The sequence below is a fragment of the Pseudomonas resinovorans NBRC 106553 genome, assembly GCF_000412695.1.
Classification (GTDB): Bacteria; Pseudomonadota; Gammaproteobacteria; order Pseudomonadales; family Pseudomonadaceae; genus Metapseudomonas; species Metapseudomonas resinovorans_A.
In genome coordinates, this window is record NC_021499.1 from 4,919,637 (window position 1) to 4,940,143 (window position 20,507).

Annotated in this window: 15 protein-coding genes and 1 pseudogene; 6 read left to right on the forward strand and 10 right to left on the reverse strand. The window is 66.5% G+C overall.

The genetic code is table 11. The features are described from left to right. Positions 1-84: 84 nt before the first annotated feature. The 4 genes from relA to PCA10_RS22160 all read right to left on the reverse strand — a co-directional run bounded on the left by relA (position 85) and on the right by PCA10_RS22160 (position 7,037). Positions 85-2,331, reverse strand: a complete 2,247-nt coding sequence (gene relA / locus PCA10_RS22145; RefSeq protein ID WP_016494320.1) for a GTP diphosphokinase — start codon at positions 2,329-2,331, stop codon at positions 85-87. An 83-nt stretch (positions 2,332-2,414) separates the two neighbouring features. Next, positions 2,415-3,767 carry a 23S rRNA (uracil(1939)-C(5))-methyltransferase RlmD gene (rlmD, locus tag PCA10_RS22150; RefSeq protein WP_016494321.1) on the reverse strand — a complete coding sequence of 451 codons (1,353 nt, stop codon included), beginning with the start codon at positions 3,765-3,767 and terminating at the stop codon, positions 2,415-2,417. Then, entirely contained in the window at positions 3,754-4,665 is a 912-nt protein-coding gene (gene cysM / locus PCA10_RS22155; protein ID WP_016494322.1) for a cysteine synthase CysM, read from the reverse strand. Before cysM ends, rlmD begins: the two co-directional genes overlap by 14 nt. Positions 4,666-4,868: 203 nt before the next feature. Continuing rightward, positions 4,869-7,037 carry a TonB-dependent receptor gene (locus PCA10_RS22160; RefSeq protein WP_016494323.1) on the reverse strand — a complete coding sequence of 723 codons (2,169 nt, stop codon included), beginning with the start codon at positions 7,035-7,037 and terminating at the stop codon, positions 4,869-4,871. 210 nt (positions 7,038-7,247) lie between these two features. Between PCA10_RS22160 and PCA10_RS22165 the strand changes: the two genes are divergently transcribed. After that, on the forward strand, positions 7,248-7,928 hold the full coding sequence (locus tag PCA10_RS22165) for a Fe2+-dependent dioxygenase (RefSeq protein ID WP_016494324.1): 681 nt from the start codon (positions 7,248-7,250) through the stop codon (positions 7,926-7,928). A gap of 3 nt (positions 7,929-7,931) precedes the next feature. Next, a complete protein-coding gene (locus PCA10_RS22170) occupies positions 7,932-8,723 on the forward strand; it encodes a tetratricopeptide repeat protein (RefSeq protein WP_016494325.1) in 792 nt (263 codons plus the stop codon). Between the two features lie 7 nt (positions 8,724-8,730). Here the strand turns inward: PCA10_RS22170 and PCA10_RS22175 are convergent, their stop codons facing one another. From PCA10_RS22175 to PCA10_RS22200, 6 genes are all read right to left on the reverse strand, one after another. Next, on the reverse strand, positions 8,731-9,069 hold the full coding sequence (locus PCA10_RS22175) for a DUF3325 domain-containing protein (protein ID WP_016494326.1): 339 nt from the start codon (positions 9,067-9,069) through the stop codon (positions 8,731-8,733). Between the two features lies 1 nt (position 9,070). Next, positions 9,071-10,627 carry a PepSY-associated TM helix domain-containing protein gene (locus PCA10_RS22180; RefSeq protein ID WP_016494327.1) on the reverse strand — a complete coding sequence of 519 codons (1,557 nt, stop codon included), beginning with the start codon at positions 10,625-10,627 and terminating at the stop codon, positions 9,071-9,073. Then, positions 10,624-10,899 (reverse strand): hypothetical protein, encoded by a 276-nt coding sequence (locus tag PCA10_RS22185; RefSeq protein WP_016494328.1) that lies wholly within the window; start codon positions 10,897-10,899, stop codon positions 10,624-10,626. Before PCA10_RS22185 ends, PCA10_RS22180 begins: the two co-directional genes overlap by 4 nt. Before the next feature lie 129 nt (positions 10,900-11,028). Continuing rightward, positions 11,029-13,332: a FepA family TonB-dependent siderophore receptor gene (locus PCA10_RS22190; protein ID WP_016494329.1), complete on the reverse strand. Its 2,304-nt coding sequence runs from the start codon at positions 13,330-13,332 to the stop codon at positions 11,029-11,031. Positions 13,333-13,518: 186 nt separating this feature from the next. Continuing rightward, positions 13,519-14,862, reverse strand: coding sequence for a histidine kinase sensor domain-containing protein (locus PCA10_RS22195; RefSeq protein WP_016494330.1), 1,344 nt, complete (start codon positions 14,860-14,862; stop codon positions 13,519-13,521). Continuing rightward, the gene (locus PCA10_RS22200) at positions 14,859-15,572 is read right to left on the reverse strand and encodes a response regulator transcription factor (RefSeq protein ID WP_041770401.1); all 714 of its coding nucleotides are present in this window, start codon (positions 15,570-15,572) and stop codon (positions 14,859-14,861) included. Before PCA10_RS22200 ends, PCA10_RS22195 begins: the two co-directional genes overlap by 4 nt. Positions 15,573-15,689: 117 nt before the next feature. On the opposite strand from PCA10_RS22200, the pseudogene PCA10_RS22205 reads away from it, so the two are divergent. The 4 genes and pseudogenes from PCA10_RS22205 (at position 15,690) to PCA10_RS22220 (ending at position 20,374) form a co-directional block, all read left to right on the forward strand. Further along, positions 15,690-18,451 (forward strand): annotated as a pseudogene (locus tag PCA10_RS22205) (ATP-binding protein). Positions 18,452-18,511: 60 nt separating this feature from the next. Further along, on the forward strand, positions 18,512-19,495 hold the full coding sequence (locus PCA10_RS22210; protein WP_016494334.1) for a 2-hydroxyacid dehydrogenase: 984 nt from the start codon (positions 18,512-18,514) through the stop codon (positions 19,493-19,495). Between the two features lie 34 nt (positions 19,496-19,529). After that, entirely contained in the window at positions 19,530-19,970 is a 441-nt protein-coding gene (locus tag PCA10_RS22215; protein ID WP_016494335.1) for a hypothetical protein, read from the forward strand. Continuing rightward, positions 19,967-20,374: an META domain-containing protein gene (locus PCA10_RS22220; RefSeq protein ID WP_016494336.1), complete on the forward strand. Its 408-nt coding sequence runs from the start codon at positions 19,967-19,969 to the stop codon at positions 20,372-20,374. Before PCA10_RS22215 ends, PCA10_RS22220 begins: the two co-directional genes overlap by 4 nt. Positions 20,375-20,507 lie beyond the last annotated feature (133 nt).

Consider the following 20,507-nt stretch of genomic DNA (forward strand, 5'->3'; position numbering starts at 1 on the left):
AGAGATCAACCGTAGGTTGGTCCGAGCCCGCGAGGCCCAACAGCGATGTTGGGCTTCGCTACGCTCTGCACCAACCTACGGAGGTCAGGCCGCGCGGTTACGGCGGGCTTCGATGATATTCGGCAACTGGGAAATCCTGGCGAGCAGGCGTCCCAATGCATCCAGCCCCGGAATCTCGATGGTCAGCAACATGGCAGCGGTGTTGTCTTCCTTGTTCGAGCGCGTATTGACCGCCAGCACGTTGATCCGATCGTTGAGCAGCACCTGGGACACGTCGCGCAACAGGCCGGAACGGTCGTAGGCGCGGATGATGATATCCACCGGGTAGGTCTGCACCGGCACCGGGCCCCAGCTGACCTGGATCATCCGCTCCGGCTCGCGGCCGGCCAGTTGCAAGGCCGAGGCGCAGTCCTGGCGATGGATGCTGACGCCACGCCCGAGGGTGATGTAGCCCACGATCGGGTCGCCCGGCAGCGGCTGGCAGCAGCCAGCCATCTGCGTGAGCAGGTTGCCCACCCCCTGGATCTGCACGTCGCCGCGCCTGCCCGGCTTGTGCTGGGAGTGCTTGCGCGGGATCAGCTCCAGCTGCTCGCTGTGGCCGCGCTCCGGCTCCACCAGGGCCTGGGCGCAGTTGACCACATGGGCCAGGCGCAGGTCGCCGGCGCCGAGGGCCGCATGCATGTCCTCGGCGGTGCGCAGGTTGCATTTCTCGGCGAGTTTCTCGAAGTCCACCGGCGGCAGCGCCAGGCGCGACAGTTCGCGCTCGAGCATGGCCTTGCCGGCGGCGACGTTCTGGTCGCGGGCCTGCAGCTTGAACCAGTGGACGATCTTCGCCCGCGCCCGGGAGGTGGTGATGTAGCCCAGGTTCGGGTTGAGCCAGTCACGGCTGGGAGCGCCGTGCTTGCCGGTGATGATTTCCACCTGCTCGCCGGTCTGCAGGCTGTAGTTCAGCGGCACGATGCGGCCGTTGACCTTGGAGCCCCGGCAGTTGTGGCCTATCTCGGTGTGCACCCGGTAGGCGAAGTCCAGCGGCGTTGCGCCCTTGGGCAGGTCGATGGCGTGGCCATCGGGGGTGAATACGTAGACCCGATCGGGCTCGATATCCACTCGCAGCTGCTCGGCCAGGCCGCCGATGTCGCCCAGTTCCTCGTGCCATTCGAGCACCTGGCGCAGCCAGGCGATCTTCTCTTCGTAGTGGCCGGAGCTGGATTTGACGTCGGTGCCCTTGTAGCGCCAGTGGGCGCAGACCCCGAGTTCGGCCTCCTCGTGCATGGCGTGGGTGCGGATCTGCACTTCCAGCACCTTGCCGTCCGGGCCGATCACCGCGGTGTGCAGGGAGCGGTAGCCGTTTTCCTTGGGGTTGGCGATGTAGTCGTCGAATTCCTTGGGAATGTGCCGCCAGAGCGTGTGCACGATGCCCAGGGCGGTGTAGCAGTCGCGCATCTCCGGCACCAGCACGCGCACGGCGCGCACATCGTAGATCTGGCTGAACTGCAGGCCCTTGCGCTGCATCTTCCGCCAGATGGAATAGATGTGCTTGGCGCGGCCGCTGATGTCGGCCTTGATACCGGTGGCGGCCAGTTCGTCGCGCAGCTGCTTCATCACGTCGGCGATGTACTGCTCGCGGTCCAGGCGGCGCTCGTGGAGCAGTTTGGCGATCTGCTTGTACTGCTCGGGTTCCAGGTAGCGGAAGGACAGGTCCTCCAGCTCCCACTTGATATGACCTATCCCCAGGCGATGGGCCAGGGGGGCGTAGATGTCGAATACCTCGCGGGCGACGCGGTGGCGCTTCTCCTCGTCGGTATTCTTCACTTCGCGGATGGCGCAGGTACGCTCGGCCAGCTTGATCAGCGCCACGCGCACGTCGTCGACCATCGCCACCAGCATCTTGCGCAGGTTCTCCACCTGCGCCTGGGTGCCGAGGACCATGGATTGCCGGGGGTTGAGGCTGGCACTGATGGCGGCCATGCGCAGCACGCCTTCGATCAGCTTGGCCACCACCGGGCCGAAGCGCTGCTGCACGGCCTGCAGCTGGATCTTGCCTTCGCGCACGCCACGGTAGATCACCGCGGCCACCAGGGACTCCTGGTCCAGTTTCAGGTCCGCGAGAATCTCGGCGATCTCCAGGCCCGTCTGGAAGCTGGAGTTGCCTTCGGCCCAGCTGTTCTGCGCGGCTTTGGCTTGCTGTTCGGCATCGCGGGCGAACTCGCAAGCCTCCTTGAGTACCGCGCGGTCGAGCACCGGGTCGAGGCTGATGACATGGTCCAGCCACGCCTCGAGGTTGATGCTGCCGTCCGTATTGACCGGCTGTTGCGCTCTCACCTGTACCATCTTGCCTACCTTCCCTACGACGTGAACCCCTCACGTCGAATTGTCGCCAGCCTCTGTCGTGCCGGTCGGATTTCGCGGGCTTCCTAGCCCGCCTCGAATAACGCCATGGCCTCGACATGGGCCGTCTGAGGAAACATGTCGAGGATCCCGGCCTTCTTCAACTGGTATCCCTGCTTGACCAGTTCGGCGCTGTCGCGCGCCAGGGTCGCTGGGTTGCAGGATACATAGACCACGCGTCGCGCTCCGGTTGCAGTCATCTGCCGAACGGCTTCGAAGGCACCGTCCCGCGGCGGATCGAGCAACACGGCGTCGAATCCCTGCCGCGCCCAGGAGGCATTGGCCAAGGGGTTCGACAGGTCGGCCTGGTGGAAGTGCAGATTATCCAGGCCGTTGGCCACGGCATTGCCGCGCGCCCTTTCCACCATAGCCTCGACACCTTCCACCGCCACCACTTCGCGCACCTGGCGCGCCAGCGGCAAGGCGAAGTTGCCGAGCCCGCAGAACAGATCCAGTACACGCTCGCCCGGTTGCGGATTCAACCAGTCTAGCGCCTGGGCCACCATCGCCTCGTTGACGGCCTCATTCACTTGAACGAAGTCGCCGGGGCGATATTCAAGCTCCAGGTCCCAGCGCTCAAGGCGATAGCCCAGTCGCGCCCCGGCCTGGTCCGGCTGGGGCTCGCCCTCGCCGTGCAGCCAGAGCTGCGCCTGGTGCGCCGCGCAGAACTCGCGCAGACGCTGCAGGTCGAGCTCGCCCAGGGGCTGGGTATGCCGCAGCAGCAACGCCGAGGCGGTGCCGTGGAACAGCTCGACGTGACCAACCGCCTGGGGCTTTTCCAGGCCACGCAACAGATCGGGCAGCGCGCGCATTACAGGCTGCAAGGGCTGTACCAGTACCTGGCAATCCTTGATCCCGACTATCGCCTGGCTGGAAGCCGCGCGGAAGCCGACTTCCAGCTGGCGCGCCTTGGCGTCCCAGCGCACGGCGATGCGGGCGCGACGTCGATAACCGAATTCGGTCCCCACAAGTGGGGCCGCCCAGGTCTGCGGCACCAGGTCGGCGAAACGCGCCAACTGCTCGGCCAGGGTGCGCTGTTTGAGGGCGACCTGATCGCTATGGGGCAGATGCTGCAGGGTGCAGCCGCCGCAATGGCCGGCATGCTCGCAGGGCGGCACCACGCGCAACGGGCTGGCGCGCAGGACGCGCTCGGTGCGGGCATCCACCACCTGGCTGCGGGCCGCCAGCACGCGGGCTTCCACTTCTTCGTCGGGCAAGGCACCGGCGACGAACCAGGTGCGCCCTTCGAGGAAGGCGATACCACGCCCGTCGTTGGCCAGCCGCTCGATGGCGAGCCGCTGTTTCTTGCCCACCGGAACCTGGGGGGTCCGCGCTCCGCCGCTGGGCTGGAAGCGCAGGCCGGAGTTACGCCGGGACATTCGGATCTTCGTAGATGCCGGTGGAAAGGTAGCGATCACCACGGTCGCAGATGATCGCCACCATGGTGGCGTTCTCCACTTCGCGGGACAGGCGCAACATGGCCGCCACCGCGCCGCCGGAAGACACGCCGCAGAAGATGCCTTCCTCGCGCGCCAATCGGCGCATGGTGTCCTCGGCCTCGCTCTGGGCCATGTCCACCACCCGGTCGACGCGCTCGGCCTGGTAGATCTTCGGCAGGTATTCCTGGGGCCAGCGACGGATGCCGGGGATCGCCGAACCTTCCTGGGGCTGCAGGCCGACGATCTGGATGGCCGGGTTCTGCTCCTTGAGGTAGCGCGACACACCCATGATGGTGCCCGTGGTGCCCATGGAGCTGATGAAGTGGGTGATGCCGCCCTGGGTCTGCTGCCAGATTTCCGGGCCGGTGCCGACGTAGTGGGCCTCGGGGTTGTCACCGTTGGCGAACTGGTCCAGCACCTTGCCACGACCACCGCGCTGCAGGCTTTCGGCCAGGTCGCGAGCGCCTTCCATGCCCTCTTCGCGGCTCACCAGGATCAGCTCGGCGCCATAGGCGGTCATGGCGGCCTTGCGTTCGGCGCTCATGTTGTCGGGCATGATCAGCATCATCTTGTAGCCCTTGATGGCCGCAGCCATGGCCAGGGCGATGCCGGTGTTGCCGGAAGTGGCCTCGATCAGGGTGTCGCCGGGCTGGATGTCGCCGCGCAGTTCGGCGCGGGTGATCATCGACAGGGCCGGGCGATCCTTCACCGAACCGGCGGGATTGTTGCCTTCGAGCTTGACCAGGAGGGTGTTGCTGGTTTCACCAGCCAGGCGCTGCAAACGCACCAGCGGGGTATGGCCGATGCAATCGGCGATTGTGGGGTACTGCAGAGTCATGGCGGGTTTCGCAATCCAGACGCAGGGGGTGCATATGATAGCGGCAAACCGCGCGACGCCATATCGCGCAAGCGTTTGGGCTTATGGCGTGCAGCTATATATATGGAACGAAAAAGCATGTTGCCCGCCCTTGCCCATCCGGGGGAACCCCGGAATGAGAAAGCCCCGGCCGGTTTCCCGGTCGGGGCTTTTTCGTCAGCGCATCAGAAGTGCACGCTGGTGGTGAACAGCGCCGTGCGGCCCGCCGCCTGGTTGGCGAAGTGCGCCGAGTAGGCCTTGTCGTAGTAGACCTCGTCGGTGAGATTCTGCACGTTCAGCTGCAGGTCGACGTTCTCGGTCAGCTGGTAGCTGGCCATGGCGTCGTAGCGCCAGTAGGACGGCACGTACACGGTGTTGTTGGTATCGCCGAACACGTCGTCCACATAGAAGGCACCGCCGCCGATGGTCAGCTTCGGCACCACTTCATAGGTGGTCCACAGGCTGAAGCTGTTCTTCGGCGTGTTGGGCAGCTCATTGCCCTTGGCCGGGTTGACGCCGCTGGTCACCACACCGGCGCGGTTGCCCACGGCGCCCGGGTCTACCACCTCGCTGTCCAGGTAGCTGTAGCCGGCGAACACCTGCCACTTGTCGGTCAGCTTGCCGCTGGCGGTCAGCTCGATCCCGTCCACACGGGTCTTGCCGGCGTTCTCATAGGTGTAGTTGCTGACCAGGACGCGGGTGTTCTCCTTCTCGGTGCGGAAGATCGCGGCCGTCAGCGAGAGGCGGTTGTCCAGCACGTCCCACTTGGTGCCCAGCTCGTAGTTGGTGGTCTCTTCCGGCTCCAGGTCGCTGACGATGCTGGTGGGGGTGCCGACGGAGCTCGGCAGCGGGTTGCCGTCCTGACCTTCGCCGAGCATGGCGCCGGGCGGCGTCGCGGAGGTGGCGTAGGACGCGTAGACGCTGCCGTTCTCGGCGGGCTTCCACACCAGGCCCAACTGGCCGTTGACGAACTCGCTGGTGTCCGAGGTCTTGAAGGTGGTGGCGCCAGCCGCCGACTTGGTCTTGGAGTCGGTCTGGAAGTTGTCGTAGCGCAGGCCGACATTGAGCAGCCACTGCGGGTCCAGCTCGATGGTGTCGAAGAAGTAGACCGCGCGGGTGTCACCGGTGGTTTCGGTGCTGGCGTAGTTGCGCGAGATGGCGCCCGACCAGGGATCGTTGGGATTCGGGTTGGACAGCGAGGTGCAGTTGTAGCCGCTGGGCGCACCGATGATCGCCGGGACGCACTTGTTGGCGCCGCCCGGACCGTTGGTGTTGGTGTCGACGTTGTAGCTGGAGCGATCCGACTCCTCGCGGGTGAACTCGATACCGGTAGAGAAGCTGTTCTTGAAGCCGGCCAGGTAGAAATCACCGAACAGATCGGTCTGGTTGGTGGAGGTGTCGGTGTTGCTGACGCGGGTGTTGGCGCTACGCCAGACCGTGCCGTTGCGCACGTTGCCCTGGCTGTCGTCCGGCTGGGTCAGGATGTAGTCCTGCATGCTGCTGCCGTGGCGCAGGGTGTTCCTGATGGTCAGCGAGTCGCTGAGGTCGTGCTCGAAGGCGAAGGTGGCGATGTCCGTCCGGGTCTTGCGCAAGTCGCGGTTGGTCAGGCCGTAGAAGTTGCTGCTGTCGCCGCCGTCGGTGCGCTTGTCCGGGCGGGCGGCGGTATGGGTGGTGCCCACCGAGTAGCCGTAGGGAATGCCCGAGTCCGGCAGGTCGTCGCTTTCCAGGTGGTAGTAGTCGAGGTTCACGCGGGTGTCGGTGCCCAGGCCAAAGGCCAGCGACGGCGCCACGCCCCAACGGTCGTAGTCGACCTTATCGCGGCCGGCGACGTTGCTCTCGTGACTCACCAGGTTGAGGCGGAACGCGCCGCTGTCGAGGAACTGCCGGTTGATATCGGCGGTGTAGCGCTGGGTCTGGGCGCCGGTGTCACGCACGCCGTCCAGGAAGGTGTCGCTCTGGGCATCGAAGCCGCGGATGAAGGGACGGTCGCCCTGGGGGTTGCCGCCCTCGCCGGCGTCCATGGTGATACCCGGCACGGTACGCAGGGCGTCCTGCAGGGAAACGGCGGCGGTATCGCGGATCACTTGCTGCGGCACCACGGTCACCGAGCGCGGCGTATCCACCAGCGGCGCGGTCATCTTCGGCGACGAGGTGCGCTCCACCTGGTAACTGGTGCCGTCGGACTTCTCGCCCACCACCGAGGTGGCATCCAGGGAGACGACGCCGTCGTTCTCCTTCTTCGCCTCGGCCGCATGCAGAGCGGGGGCGACCGACATCGCGCCGATGGCCATGCCGATGGCCGAAGCCAGCAGGCGCTGGGTTGAAATGCTGGGTTCCATAGCGTGACGCGACATCGTTTCCCCTCCCCTGGGATAGCCGAGGCCGCGGAATCCATTTCAAATCATTACCAGTAACAGTTGACATGGATTCTCATTCGCTTGTTTTTACAAGATTTACAAAGTCGCTCCCGCGCCTCGCTCCGGCCGATTCGCGCCCCGGTTTTACAGTCTGAATGAAAATAAATACTATTCGCCTCCCCTTCAGATACCCCCCGGTGACCCAGCATGCTTCTGCACATTCCCGGCATCTTCACCGCCGAAGAGGTCACCCGCATCCGTGGGGCCCTGGAGCAGGCCGAGTGGGCGGATGGCAAGGTCACCGCCGGCTACCAATCGGCCAGCGCCAAGCACAACCAGCAACTGGCGGAGGGCGACCCGCTGGCTCGCGAAATCAGCAGCGCCATGCTGCAACGCCTGTGGAACCACCCCCTGTTCGTCTCCGCCGTGCTGCCCTGCAAGGTCTATCCGCCGCTGTTCAATCGCTACACCGCCGGCGGCAGCTTCGGCTACCACATCGACAACGCCATACGCGCCATCCAGGGCAGCCCCGAACAGGTGCGCACCGACGTATCCGCCACCCTGTTCTTCAGCGAGCCCGAGTCCTACGACGGTGGCGAACTGGTGATCCAGGACACCTACGGCAGCCACCGTGTCAAACACGCGGCGGGCGACCTGGTGATCTACCCCGCCAGCAGCCTGCACAAGGTCGAGCCGGTCACCCGTGGTGCACGGCTGGCGTCGTTCTTCTGGGTCCAGAGCATGGTCCGCGAGGACAGCCAGCGCGCCCTGCTGTTCGAGATGGACCAGGCCATCCAGAGCCTCGCCCGCGACGTGCCGGGGCATTCCGCCCTGCTCCAGCTCACCGGCAACTACCACAACCTGCTGCGCCGCTGGGCCGAGGTCTAGCCCATGTCCTACACCCTGACCCGTACCGAATCCCTGGGTGACGACGAGGTGCGCGCGCGCCTCAAAGGCGACCCGCTTGAAGCCTCGCGCACCATCCTCGCCGCCGCCCGCGAAGGCGTCGTCGAGGCCCAGACGCTGCTCGGCCAGATCCTCCTCGACGGCCACGGCATCGAGCGCGACCCGGCCCTGGCGCGTACCTGGTTCCGGATCGCCGCCGAACGCGGCGACAGCATGGCGCGCAACATGCTCGGCCGTTGCCTGGAGCAGGGTTGGGGCGGACCGGTCGAGCCGGAAGCCGCCGCTGGCCACTACCGGCAGGCGGCGGCCAGCGGGCTGGACTGGGCCATGTACAACTACGCCGGCATGCTCGCCACCGGCCGTGGCGTGGCCCGCGACCAAGGGCAGGCCCTGGCGCTGTACCGCCGCGCCGCCGAGCTGGGTCATGCCAAGTCGATGAACCTGGTGGGCCGCTACTACGAGGAAGGCATCACGGTGGAGGCCCACCCCGAGGTCGCCTATGCCTGGTACCGCCGTTCGGCCGAAGGTGGCGACTTCCGTGGCCAGTTCAGCCATGCCGCCGTGCTCGCCGCCCGTGGCGAGGTGGATGCGGCCATCCACTGGCTGCAGCGGGCCCTGGAAGGCGGCAACCTCAACTTCCTGCGGGTCGGCCGCGTCAGCCTGGCCGAGGCCGGTGAGCCGCGCATCCGCGCCCTGGCCCTGGCCTACCACCAACGCGCCGCCGAACTGGGCGACGACAGCGACCGCCAGGCCCTGGCGGCTTACGCCGGCGCCTGAATCGCCCCTACAGTCCCACCGCCCAGGCCAGTAGCATCAGCGGCATTGCGAACAGCGGCAGACCGGCAGCCAGACGCGGCCGATAGGGCAGCAACAGGACCAGGCCGAAGCCCGCCAGGGAAATCAGGCCGAACCAGCCCACCGGCCCCATGGCCCAGCCCCAGGCGGCCACGCTGGCCAAGAGGCTCAGGACCAGGGCCAGCCAGCCCCCGGCCCGCAGCCCGTGGCGAAGCGCGGGCCTGGGCGAGCGCTGCCAGACTTGCTTGAAATGACGCTCCATCCCCAGGCACAGCGCCAGCATCCCGACGTAGGCCAACCACAGGCCGGCCAGCAAGGCAATCGCCATCTCAGTTCACCTCCGCCAGTTTGCGGCTCGGTCGACCTGTGGCCGCCTCTTCGCCCCGTGGACGGACCTTGCGTATGGTCCACACCAGCAGCAACCCGCAGGCCAGCGCCGTGAGTTCCAGCAAACAGCGGCCGGGCTCGGCCCAAGGCTCTTCCAGGGTGAGGAAACTGGCCAGAGGCAGCGCCAGGCAGAGCAACGCCGCCAGCCCCAGTTGTTCGCGCCAGGCCGCCAGGGTCGGGCGCAGGCAGGCATGCCCCAGGCTGAGGGCCCAGATGGCGAAGAACACCCGCACTTCCCAGCCGCCGCGCTGGGCCAGGTCCACCGGCAGCAGGCGATTGGCCCAGAACATGCCGACGCAGGCCAGGGTAAGGCCCGCCACCACCGCCACGTTCACCGGCTCGGCGACGCGGTACAGCCAGGCCGCCGTGGCACCCTCGGCATCTGGCCGGCGACGGCGCTTGACGGTGAACAGCACGAGGCCGGTAGCGATCATCCCGCTGCTCACCAGGCCGCAGATGAAGTAGAGCCAGCGCATGGGGTAGCCGCCGAACTGGGCGAAGTGCAGGCCCGCCATCACCTTCTGGGTGAGCTGCGCCGGCCGGCCTTCGTTGGGCATGCGCAGGACCCTGCCGGTCACCCCGTCGAATTGCATGCTCATTCCCTTGGTCAGCTCGATGCGATTGCCCAGCACCGGGCGCGCCTCGATCCGGGCATTCGCGCGGCCGGGATTCTGGATGGAAAGCCCGCTGATCGGCCCCAGCACCCGCGTCGCCTCGGCCAGGACGGGCGCAAGATCGGTCAGTTCGGCGCTCGCCACGGCCACCTGGTCGCCACGGCCGCCCTGGCGCTGGTGCTGTTCACCACCGCCATGCCCGCCACGACCGAAGGCCGCCTCGCGGTTACCGTCGAACATCGCATCCACCGCCGCCGGCATGTAGATGAGGTAGAAGATCACCAGGCCGGTGTAGGCGATCATCAGGTGGAACGGCAGCACCAGCACCCCGGCGGCGTTGTGGGCGTCGAGCCAGGAGCGCTGGCCCTTGGCCGGGCGGAAGGTGAAGAACTCCTTGAAGATCTTCTTGTGGATGATGATTCCCGAGATCAGCAGGACCAACATCACCATGGCCGCCAGGCCCACCACCCAGATGCCGATGTCACGCGGCAGGTCGAGGGTGAAGTGGAAACGGAAGAAGAAGCCGCCGCCTGCCGTCTCGCGCACGTCCAGGCGTTCTCCGCTGCGCGGGTCCAGCTGCACGCCGCCGCCCCGACGCTGCTCCCCGGCGGAAACACTGAGGCCCGGCGAACGCTCGGTGGGCAGGCCGATGTTCCAGGCGCTGGCACCGGCATGGTGGGCTTCCAGGTAAGCCAGCGCGCGTTGCGCGGCCTCGACCTGGCTCACCTGGTGGGCCGGTACCTCCGGACGCATCCAGGTATCGATCTCCTTGTCGAACACCGCCAGGGTTCCGGTAAGGAAAATGGCGAACAGCAGCCAACCGAAAACCAGGCCACTCCAGGTGTGCAGCCAGGACATGGATTGGGTGAGCGTCTGCGGCTTCATGCCGGGCCCCTCATCAGTTGTGGCCAGAACCCAACCAGGGCCAGCGGCAACGCCAGGGCGAGGCCGCCCCACATGCGCCACAGGCTCTTGCAGGCGAACGCCCAGAGGATGGCGAGGGCGTAGATCAGGAAGGACGCCAGGGTGGCGACGATCATCGCGTCCCCCGGGGCCATGGGCAGCAGCCGCGCCAGGGCCGCAGTGAACGCATAGGTGAACAGGTAGCCGCCGAACACGGCGGCGAGGACTCGCGACAGCGTCATTGCGCCCTTCATGTGGAACTCTCCTCGCCTGGGCCCCGCAGGGTCGGCAGACGGCCTTCTGTGTTCTGGATCATGGGTTGTCCCGCGCAACGGCAAAGGCCCGCCGGGGTCTGCAACTCCTGGCGGGCGATTGCCTGTGGATCAGAAGGACGTGGTGACGCTGGCGTAGAAGGAGCGTCCCGGCTCGTTGTAGGTGTTGGCACCGGCACTGGTGCCCGCGCCTTCGCGGAACAGGCGCTTGTCGAACAGGTTGTTGATGCCGGCGCCGAAGGACAGGTTGTCGTTCACCTGGTAAATGCCGCCAACGCCCCAGATATGGTACGGATCGCGGTCACGCAACTCGTTGTCGGCACTGACCACGGTGTCCCGGGTGGGGTTGACCACACGCGGCTCCTGCCTGCCGTAGTAGGTGCCGGTGAGGCTCAGGGACAACTGTTGGTTGACCTGCCAGTCGAGCATGGTGTTGACCGTGTACTCCGGCACCACCGACAGCGGGTTGCCGTCGCCGTCCTTGTTGTCCTGCATGTAGGTGAAGTTGGTGTTCCAGCTCAACACCTTACCTGCCTCGCCCATAAGCGGGATACCGAGGTTGCCTTCCCAGCCCTTGACCACCGCGTCGCTGGCGTTGTCCCACTGCAGGATGCCGGCGAACTGGCTCGGGTTGCCCGGGTTGGTGATGGTATCGACCACCACGTTCGACGACACGATCTTGTTGTCGTAATCGTTGCGGAAGTAGGTGATACCCGCGCTCCAGCCATCACGCACGAAGCTGATGCCGAGTTCCTTGTTGATGCTGGTTTCCGGGTCCAGGTTGGCGTTACCCAGTACATAGCACCCGCCGCCCGCCGTGGTGCCCGCGGCGCAGCCGTTGCCGTTGCTGCGGTACAGATAGTTGGGGTTGGACTGGTACAGGTTCGGCGCCTTGAAGGCACGGGCGATACCACCCTGGAGAGTGAGTTCGTCGGTGAGCTTGTAGCTGGTGTTCAGGCTCGGACTCCAGTTGCTGCCGAACTGGTCATGGTGGTCCAGGCGCAGGCCGGGCGTGAGAATCCAGTCGCGGGTCATCTCGATGTTGTCTTCGACGTAGACGGCCATGAGGGTGGCGTCCATGCGGGTCGAGCGCGAACCGGCGGCGGAGTTGGGCAGCGCGGACCAGTCGCTGCCGATGCTCCGGTTGAGGGTCGAAGGGTCGTCCAGTTCCTGGCGGTTCCATTCGGCGCCCAGGGTCAGCACCTGCTGCACCATCAGCTCCATCGGGATATCCAGCTGACCGTCCACCAGGTAGCTGTCATAGGTGCTGGTGGCGCGCTGGGCGTCGGCACTGATGTCGCCGTCGACGCTACCGGTCTGGCCTTCGAGGAAGCGCCTGTTGCGGGTGTTCTCGTACTGGGCGGTGACCCGCGACGTACCGAAGTCCCAATCGCCGTGGTGGGTCATGGAATAGTTCTCGCGGTACATGGTGTTGGTTTCGCGCCCGATCAGGTCGGAGATGATGCTGTTCGGGTTCTGCGAGTCGGTGGCGCCGGTGCCCACGTCGCCAGCGTAGATATTGCCCTGGCGGCTGAAGCCGGCCTCGAAGTCCAGGGTCTGCCGCTCATCCAGCGCCCAGCTGACCAACCCATTGATGTCCCGATTGCGCACACCCTCGCGGCCAGCGGCCAGGGAAGAGCCGGCGGCGGCGTCGGTATGCGCGAGGTTGATGTCCGAGTCATCCGCATCGGTCTTGTTGAGGTTGCCGTAGACGCGGAAGGTCAGGTTCTCGGTAAGCGGACCGCTGAGGCTGAAGTTGGTGCGCCTGGTCATGCCTTCGGCATCGTCTTCGGGCAGGTTGGTGAAGGCGGTCAGCGAGCCGTGGAACTCGTCGGTGGGACGCTTGGTGATGATGTTCACCACACCGCCCATGGAGCCCGAGCCATAGCGGGCCGCCGCCGGGCCGCGCAGCACTTCGATGCGCTCGACCTGCTCGGCCGGTACCCAGTTGCTATCGCCACGGGTGTCACGCTCGCCGGCACGGGTGTACCGAACGGCGTTGCGCGAGGTGACCGGCTTGCCGTCGATCAGGATCAGCGTGTTCTCCGGCCCCATGCCGCGCAGGTCGATCTGGCGGTTGTTGCCGCGCGATCCGCTGGCGCTGTTACCGGTGAGGTTGACGCCGGGCATCTTGCGCACGATGTCGGAAATGTCATTGACCGGCGGACGGCGCTGGATGTCCTCGCTGGTGATGATGGACACACCCGGCGCCTGCCTCAGCTCCTGCTGGGCGGAGCCCAGTACATGGGTATTCTCCAGCTCCAGCGCCTGGATGCTGCCATCCACCGGCAGGTCGGTGGACTGCACCGGCACTTCACTGCCTTCGATTTCCAGGGTTTCGGCGTAGCCCAGGCCCGGCGCGGACATCGCAAGCAGGGCCAGTGTCAGGTGGCTGAGGTTGAAGCACGACTGCATTCCCATCTCCTTCGTACGGATGAACCCGGGCCGAAGGACACGGCGCTACCAATATCGGCAACACGAGGGCGATGGAGTCAGGTCGCGGATGCGCATCCTGCCTGGCCGGAACTAGCCGACCCGCCCAGGGGTCAGCCCGGGAATGGCAGCAAATGCTATATATTCTTATTTGATAGTAAATCTGATTTACAAACTATACATTCTCAGCCGAATGTTCATGCGCAGGCCCCTTTCCCGGTTCTCCGCCCACAACTCGCCACCCTGCAGTTGCAGCATGCTGCGAGCGATCGACAGCCCGAGGCCGAAGCCATCTCCACCGGGCCGGGCGGCGTTGAGGCGGGTGAAGGGCAGGAAAATGGCTTCCAGCTTGTCCTCGGCCACGCCGGGCCCCTGGTCATCCACCCAGAGATGCCAGACGTCGCCCTCGCGGCGGCCACCCAGGCTCACCTGGCCGTCCAGCGGCGAGTGCCGGATGGCGTTGCGCAGGATGTTCTCCAAGGCGTGGGCCAGGCCATTCAAGTGGCCGCCCACCCGGCAGTCGGCCGGCAACGCGGAGGGCATCCGCTCGATCGGCCAGCCGCTTTCGAAGCCGGCGTTCTCCCGCACCACTTCCCAGAGCCGCCCCACGTCCACCGCCTCCACCGGCAGCTGCGGCCGCTCTGTATCCAGCCAGGCCAGTTCGAGGATGTCGCCGATCAGCTGCTCCATGAGCTGCACCTCGCGCTCCAGGCGCTGGCGCAGCTCGGTCACGTCCGTGGCGTGCTCTCCCGCCACGCGGAGACGGCTCAAGGGAGTGCGCAGCTCATGGGACAGGTCCCGCAACAGTTGCCGCTGGAAGTCGACGGTGTGCTCCAGACGTTCGGCCATATGGTCGAAGGCGCGTCCGAGTTCGCCGAATTCGTCGCGTCGTTCGGTAACCAGGGGACCGACCCGTGCTGACAACTTGCCGGAGCTCAAGGTCCCGGCCTGGCGATGGAGGATGCCCAGGGGCACGATCAGCGCCCGATACAGCACGATGCCCAGCAGCACCGCCAGCAGTGCCGGCAACAGCCGCTGCATGGCCAGGTTGAGGAGCGCCAGGTGCTTGCGCGGGCTCAGCTCGCGAGGCAGCTCCAGCACCAGACGATGTTCACCGTCGCTGAACGGGATATAGAAGGTCGGCCAGCCATTGGGCCGCCCGAGGGAGCCGTCCAGTGGGCGGATGAAATCCAGGCGTTCGAGCTCCCTGGACGTAAGGGGCTCGGAAGAAAGCGACTGATCCTGCCGCCCCACCACCACCGCCCACACCCGCTCGCGCTCGCGCAGTTCCTGGAGGAACTCGTCCACGCCGGTGGCCCCGCGTTCGTTCCAGGCGCTCTCGGCCTCCCGCGCGAACCCGGTCAGCGTCGACTTGGCGGAATCGGAAAGGTGCGATGTGGCCGAATAGATCAGCCGGCCGAAGTCGGCGTACAGGCTGACCAGCAGCAGGCAGAACAGCGCCAGCGCGCCGGTCAGCTTCCAGAACAGCGAATGCCGCCGAGGCACTCTCATGACGGCTGGCGGGTCAGTACGTAGCCCTTGCCCCAGACCGTTTCCACTCGTCCCGCGGAGTAGCCCACAGCCTGCAGCTTGCGACGAATGTGGCTGACGTGCATGTCCAGGGACCGGTCATGCTGGGAGAAGGCCCGGTGCAGCACCTGCTGGTAAAGGAAGGGTTTGCTCAGCACTTCCTCGGCGCTGCGCGACAACAGGTCGAACAGGCGGTACTCGGTGGGCGTGAATCCCGCCCACTGGCCACCCAGGCACACATCGGTACGCTGCTCGAAGAACTCCAGCTGCGGGTCCTGGGGAAGGTCCACCGGCGCCTCCTGGCGCTCATAGGCCACCCGGCGCAGCACAGCCTCGATGCGTACTTCCATCTCGCCCATGCTGAAGGGCTTGGGCAGGTAGTCGTCGGCGCCCTGGCTGAAGCCGGCGATGCGGTCCTGCTCGGCGCCCAGGGCGGACATCAGGATCACCGGCACCTTGCGCTCGTGGCGCAGGCTGGCCAGCACCTCCAGGCCGCTGCGCCCGGGCAGCAGGATATCCATGAGGATCAGGTCGAAGTCCTCCTCCCGCGCCAGGCCCAGGCCTTCCTCGCCATCCTGCCGCAGGGTGACGTCGAAGCCCCGGTGGCGCAGGTGGTCGTGCAGGTGGGCGGCCAGCAACGGGTCATCCTCGATGGCGAGGATACGGGCGGGAGCGCGGGATTGGGCTTGCATGGACAGCACCTGCAAATAGGAATGATTGCGTTACGCAGGCAGAATTCTACAAGACTGCCAGAAGATTCCCACCCGCCGAGTCGCTACACTGCGCGAAAAGCGCATGGAGAGGACGGCGTGTACAAGGATTTGGGCATCAAGAGCCGCGTGCTCCTGTTGACGCTGCTGCCCACCAGCCTGTTGGCGCTGGTGCTGGGCGGCTATTTCACCTGGGTGCAGCAGGCCGACATGCAGACTCAGTTGCTGCAACGTGGCCAGATGATCGCCGAGGACCTCGCGCCGCTCGCCGCCCCCGCCCTGATCCGTGGCGACGCCGTGCTGCTGGAGCGCATCGCCGATCACGCCCTCGACCAGGCCGACGTGCGCGCCGTGAGCTTCATCGGCGCCGACCACAAGCGCCTCGCCCACGCCGGGCCGCGCATGCTCAACGAGAGCCCCGACGGCGAAGGCAAGAACGTCGCCCTCAAGAGCAACACCGACGCCACCCGCTTCCTGCAGCCGGTGTTCGAGCGCCATCGCGTGCTCTCCGGCGACACCGCGCCGCTCCCCGCAGACAAGGTGCTGGGCTGGGTGGAACTGGAAATGTCCCACCAGGGCACCCTGCTGCGCGGCTACCGCAGCCTGCTGGCCAGTCTGTTGCTGATCGCCGCGGGGCTCGGCGTCACCGCCCTGCTGGCGCTGCGCATGAGCCGCGCCATCAACGAACCCCTGCGGCGCATCAAGCAAGGCGTGGCGCTGCTCAAGGAAGGTCGCCTGGAAACCCGCCTGCCCCCCTTGGGCAGCCATGAACTGGACGAACTGGCCTCGGGCATCAACCGCATGGCCGAGGCGCTGCAGACCGCCCAGGAAGAACTGCAACACAACATCGACCAGGCCACCGAGGACGTGCGCCAGAACCTGGAGACCATCGAGATCCAGAACATCGAACTGGACCTGGCGCGCAAGGAGGCCCTGGAGGCCAGCCGCATCAAGTCCGAGTTCCTCGCCAACATGAGCCACGAGATCCGCACCCCGCTCAACGGCATCCTCGGCTTCACCAACCTGCTGAAGAAGAGCGACCTCACCTCGCGCCAGCAGGACTACCTGCACACCATCGAGAAATCCGCCGACAGCCTGCTGGGCATCATCAACGAGGTGCTCGACTTCTCGAAGATCGAGGCCGGCAAGCTGGTGCTGGAGAACATCCCCTTCAACCTGCGCGACCTGATCCAGGACACCCTGACCATCCTCGCCCCGGCGGCCCACGAGAAGCGCCTGGAGCTGGTCAGCCTGGTCTACCGCGATACCCCGCTGCAGCTGATGGGCGACCCGATGCGCCTCAAGCAGGTGCTGACCAACCTGGTGAGCAACGCCATCAAGTTCACCCGCGAAGGCACCATCGCCGTACGCGCCATGCTCGAAGACGACAGCGACGACGAACTGGCGCAATTGCGCATCAGCGTGCAGGACACCGGTATCGGCCTCACCGACGCCGACCTGCGCGCCCTGTTCCAGGCCTTCACCCAGGCCGACAACTCGCTGTCCCGCCAGGCCGGCGGCACCGGCCTCGGCCTGGTGATTTCCAAGCGCCTGATCGAGCAGATGGGCGGCGAGATCGGCGTCAGCAGCACGCCGGGGTGGGTTCGGAGTTCTGGATCACCCTCAGCCTGCCCAAGTCCCTGGACGAAATCGACGACAGCTCCCTGCCCAGCCTCGAAGGTCGCCGCGTGGCGGTGCTCGAACCCCAGGAGCTGACCCGCCAGTCGCTGCACCACCAGCTGGAGGACTGCCGCCTGGACGTGCTGGAGCACACCAGCATCGCCAGCCTGGTGGACGACGTCGCCGCGCGCCGCCTGAGCAACCGCCCCATCGGCCTGGCGGTGATCAGCGCCGATGTCCAGACGCTTTCGCCGGAACAGCTCAGCCAGCGCGTCTGGGAACTGGAGCAGCTCGGCTGCAAGAGCCTGGTGCTCTGCCCCACCACCGAACAGGCGCTCTATCACCGCGCCCTGCCCGAGGCCCACAGCCAGCTGCAGGCCAAACCCGCCTGCACCCGCAAGCTGCAGCAGGCCCTGAGCGGCCTGGTCAATCCGCGACAACCGCGCATCGAGCTGCCGCCAACCAACAACAGCCGCGCGCCACGCCTGCTCTGTGTCGACGACAACGCCGCCAACCTGCTGCTGGTGCAGACCCTGCTGAGCGACATGGGCGCCGAAGTGCGCGCCGTCGACAGCGGTTATGCCGCCATCGAGGCCGTGCAGCGTGAACGCTTCGACCTGGTGCTCATGGACGTGCAGATGCCCGGCATGGACGGCACCCAGGCCACCGAGGTGATCCGCCGCTGGGAGAGCGAACAGCGCATCGACCCGGTGCCCATAGTCGCCCTCACCGCCCACGCCCTGGCCAACGAGAAGCGCGCCCTGCTCCAGGGTGGCATGGACGACTACCTGACCAAGCCCATTGGCGAACGCCAATTGGCCCAGGTGGTGCTCAAGTGGAGCGGTTTGAGCCTCGGCGCCCTGGCGGCGCAGCGCGCAGGACAAAGCCGTGACGACCAGGACGACAACGCCCTGGACGTGCTGGACCCGGAAGAGGGCCTGCGCCTGGCAGCCGGCAAGGCGGACCTCGCCGCCGACATGCTGTCCATGCTACTGGCCTCCCTCGACGCCGATCGCGATGCCATCCAGCAAGCCGCCCGCAGCGGCGACCGCACCACCCTGCTCGAGCGGGTCCACCGCCTGCATGGCGCCACCCGCTATTGCGGCGTGCCGCAGTTGCGCGCCGCCTGCCAGCGCAGCGAAACCCTGCTCAAGCAGAACGATTCGGCGGCACCCCAGGCCCTGGTGGAACTGGACGCGGCCATCGCCCGCCTCGCCGAGGTGGCGCGGACGGAAGCCTGATCCGGGACAAGGTGCGCTGGCCAAGCGCCAGCTATGCTGCTGGACAACCCAGGAGGACTCATGCGCACCATCTTGTTCAGCAGCCAGGCCTATGACCGTGAAAGCTTCCTCGGCGCCAGCCCCACCTTCGAGCTGCACTTCCAGCCGACGCGCCTGACCCTCGACACCACGACGCTGGCCAACGGCTTCGACGTGGTCTGCGCCTTCATCAACGACGACTTGTCGGCCCCGGTTCTGGAACGCCTGGCCAGTGGCGGCACGCGCCTGATCGCCCTGCGCTCGGCCGGCTACAACCACGTGGACCTGGCCGCCGCCAAGAGCCTGGGCCTGACCGTGGTGCGGGTACCGGCCTACTCGCCCCATGCCGTGGCCGAACACTCGGTTGCGCTGATCCTGGCCCTCAATCGTCGCCTGCACCGCGCCTACAACCGCACCCGCGAGGGCGACTTCACCCTCCATGGACTCACCGGCTTCGACCTGGTGGGCAAGACGGTGGGCGTGGTCGGCACCGGCCAGATCGGCGCCACCTTCGCCCGGATCATGGCAGGATTCGGCTGCGGCCTGCTGGCCTACGACCCGCAGCGCAATCCCAGCGTCGAGGCGCTGGGTGCGGTCTATGTGGAACTGCCGGAGCTGCTCGCCGACAGCGACATCGTCAGCCTGCACTGCCCGCTCAACGACGCCACCCGGCACCTGGTCAACGCCCGCAGCCTGGAGCACATGAAGCATGGCGCGATGCTGATCAACACCGGGCGCGGCGCCCTGGTGGACACCCCGGCACTGATCGAGGCGCTGAAATCCGGCCAGCTCGGCTACCTGGGCCTGGATGTCTATGAAGAAGAAGCCAACCTGTTCTTCGAGGACCGTTCCGACCTGCCCCTGCAGGACGACGTGCTGGCGCGGCTGCTCACCTTCCCCAACGTGATCATCACCGCCCACCAGGCCTTCCTCACCCGCGAGGCCCTGGCCGCCATCGCCCGCACCACCCTGGACAACATCAGCGCATGGGCCGCCGGACGACCGTGCCATCAGGTCGACGCCTAGGTCGTGATAGCATTCGCGCACTTCCGGAGGACCCATGGCCGAACACGATTTCCGTTACAACCTGCTCAACCCCGCCCACACCCTGAACGAATGCCGCGCCCTCTCGCCCGGCCTCTACCAGGTCACCGGCACCGGCGGCTCGATCAAGACCGGCGATACCCTGCTGGTCACCCTCAAGGGCAGCCGTGACCTCAGCATGCGTCTGACGGTCGACAAGGTACGCCACCTGATCAACCCGCCCGGCCAGTGGCTGGCGGTGGCCAAGGGCCCGGTCTTCAAGGAACTCTCGATTCACAGCTGGAAAGTAGATTGCGACGCCTGCGGCGCGCGCCTGGACTTCGAGTTCGCCGTCGACGGCGGCCTTGGCAAGCAGGCCCAGGCGCCGGCAGCCGAGGCCCGCATCGCCGAGCTGGGCTGGCGCCAGCACGGCGGCAAGCACCTGTGCCCGAAATGTCGTCAGGAGGAAAACCCATGAAACGGAATGCCCTGCTGCTGGCCGCACTGGCAGCGACCCTCGGCGGCTGCGCCAGCGATCGCCCGCACCTGGAAACCGGCACGACCTACCAGGTGGAATGGATCGGCGAGCGCCCGCTGATCGACAACAGCCACCTGACCATCACCCTGGGCGACGACGACCGCGCCTACGGTAACGCCGGCTGCAACCACTGGTTCGCCTCCTACAGCCTGGAAAACGACAAACTGACCTTCGGCCCCGCCGGCAGCACCCGCAAGATGTGTGCGCCCGCGCTGATGGAACAGGAGCAACGCTTCCTCGACGCCCTGGGCAAGGTGCAGCGCTGGGATATATCCCCCATCGACCAGCTGCGCCTGTGGCCGGCCGAGGGCAAGCCGATCCGGCTGTGGCCCGTGGAAGGCTGACCCTCGCCTGGTCGGTCCCTTCTCTGTAGGGGCGAATTCATTCGCCAAGCAGGCCGAAGGACTGCCCTTCCAGCTCCTCTGGGGCAGCGTTGCTGCCCTTGGCGAATGAATTCGCCCCTACAAGCGTCCAGTC

What these genes read in the sequence shown, in the direction of transcription:
- relA (WP_016494320.1), bottom strand. Translation starts at nt 2,331, where the DNA reads ATGGTACAGGTGAGAGCGCAACAGCCGGTCAATACGGACGGCAGCATC.
- rlmD (WP_016494321.1), bottom strand. Translation starts at nt 3,767, where the DNA reads ATGTCCCGGCGTAACTCCGGCCTGCGCTTCCAGCCCAGCGGCGGAGCG.
- cysM (WP_016494322.1), bottom strand. Translation starts at nt 4,665, where the DNA reads ATGACTCTGCAGTACCCCACAATCGCCGATTGCATCGGCCATACCCCG.
- PCA10_RS22160 (WP_016494323.1), bottom strand. Translation starts at nt 7,037, where the DNA reads ATGTCGCGTCACGCTATGGAACCCAGCATTTCAACCCAGCGCCTGCTG.
- PCA10_RS22165 (WP_016494324.1), top strand. Translation starts at nt 7,248, where the DNA reads ATGCTTCTGCACATTCCCGGCATCTTCACCGCCGAAGAGGTCACCCGC.
- PCA10_RS22170 (WP_016494325.1), top strand. Translation starts at nt 7,932, where the DNA reads ATGTCCTACACCCTGACCCGTACCGAATCCCTGGGTGACGACGAGGTG.
- PCA10_RS22175 (WP_016494326.1), bottom strand. Translation starts at nt 9,069, where the DNA reads ATGGCGATTGCCTTGCTGGCCGGCCTGTGGTTGGCCTACGTCGGGATG.
- PCA10_RS22180 (WP_016494327.1), bottom strand. Translation starts at nt 10,627, where the DNA reads ATGAAGCCGCAGACGCTCACCCAATCCATGTCCTGGCTGCACACCTGG.
- PCA10_RS22185 (WP_016494328.1), bottom strand. Translation starts at nt 10,899, where the DNA reads ATGAAGGGCGCAATGACGCTGTCGCGAGTCCTCGCCGCCGTGTTCGGC.
- PCA10_RS22190 (WP_016494329.1), bottom strand. Translation starts at nt 13,332, where the DNA reads ATGCAGTCGTGCTTCAACCTCAGCCACCTGACACTGGCCCTGCTTGCG.
- PCA10_RS22195 (WP_016494330.1), bottom strand. Translation starts at nt 14,862, where the DNA reads ATGAGAGTGCCTCGGCGGCATTCGCTGTTCTGGAAGCTGACCGGCGCG.
- PCA10_RS22200 (WP_041770401.1), bottom strand. Translation starts at nt 15,572, where the DNA reads ATGCAAGCCCAATCCCGCGCTCCCGCCCGTATCCTCGCCATCGAGGAT.
- PCA10_RS22210 (WP_016494334.1), top strand. Translation starts at nt 18,512, where the DNA reads ATGCGCACCATCTTGTTCAGCAGCCAGGCCTATGACCGTGAAAGCTTC.
- PCA10_RS22215 (WP_016494335.1), top strand. Translation starts at nt 19,530, where the DNA reads ATGGCCGAACACGATTTCCGTTACAACCTGCTCAACCCCGCCCACACC.
- PCA10_RS22220 (WP_016494336.1), top strand. Translation starts at nt 19,967, where the DNA reads ATGAAACGGAATGCCCTGCTGCTGGCCGCACTGGCAGCGACCCTCGGC.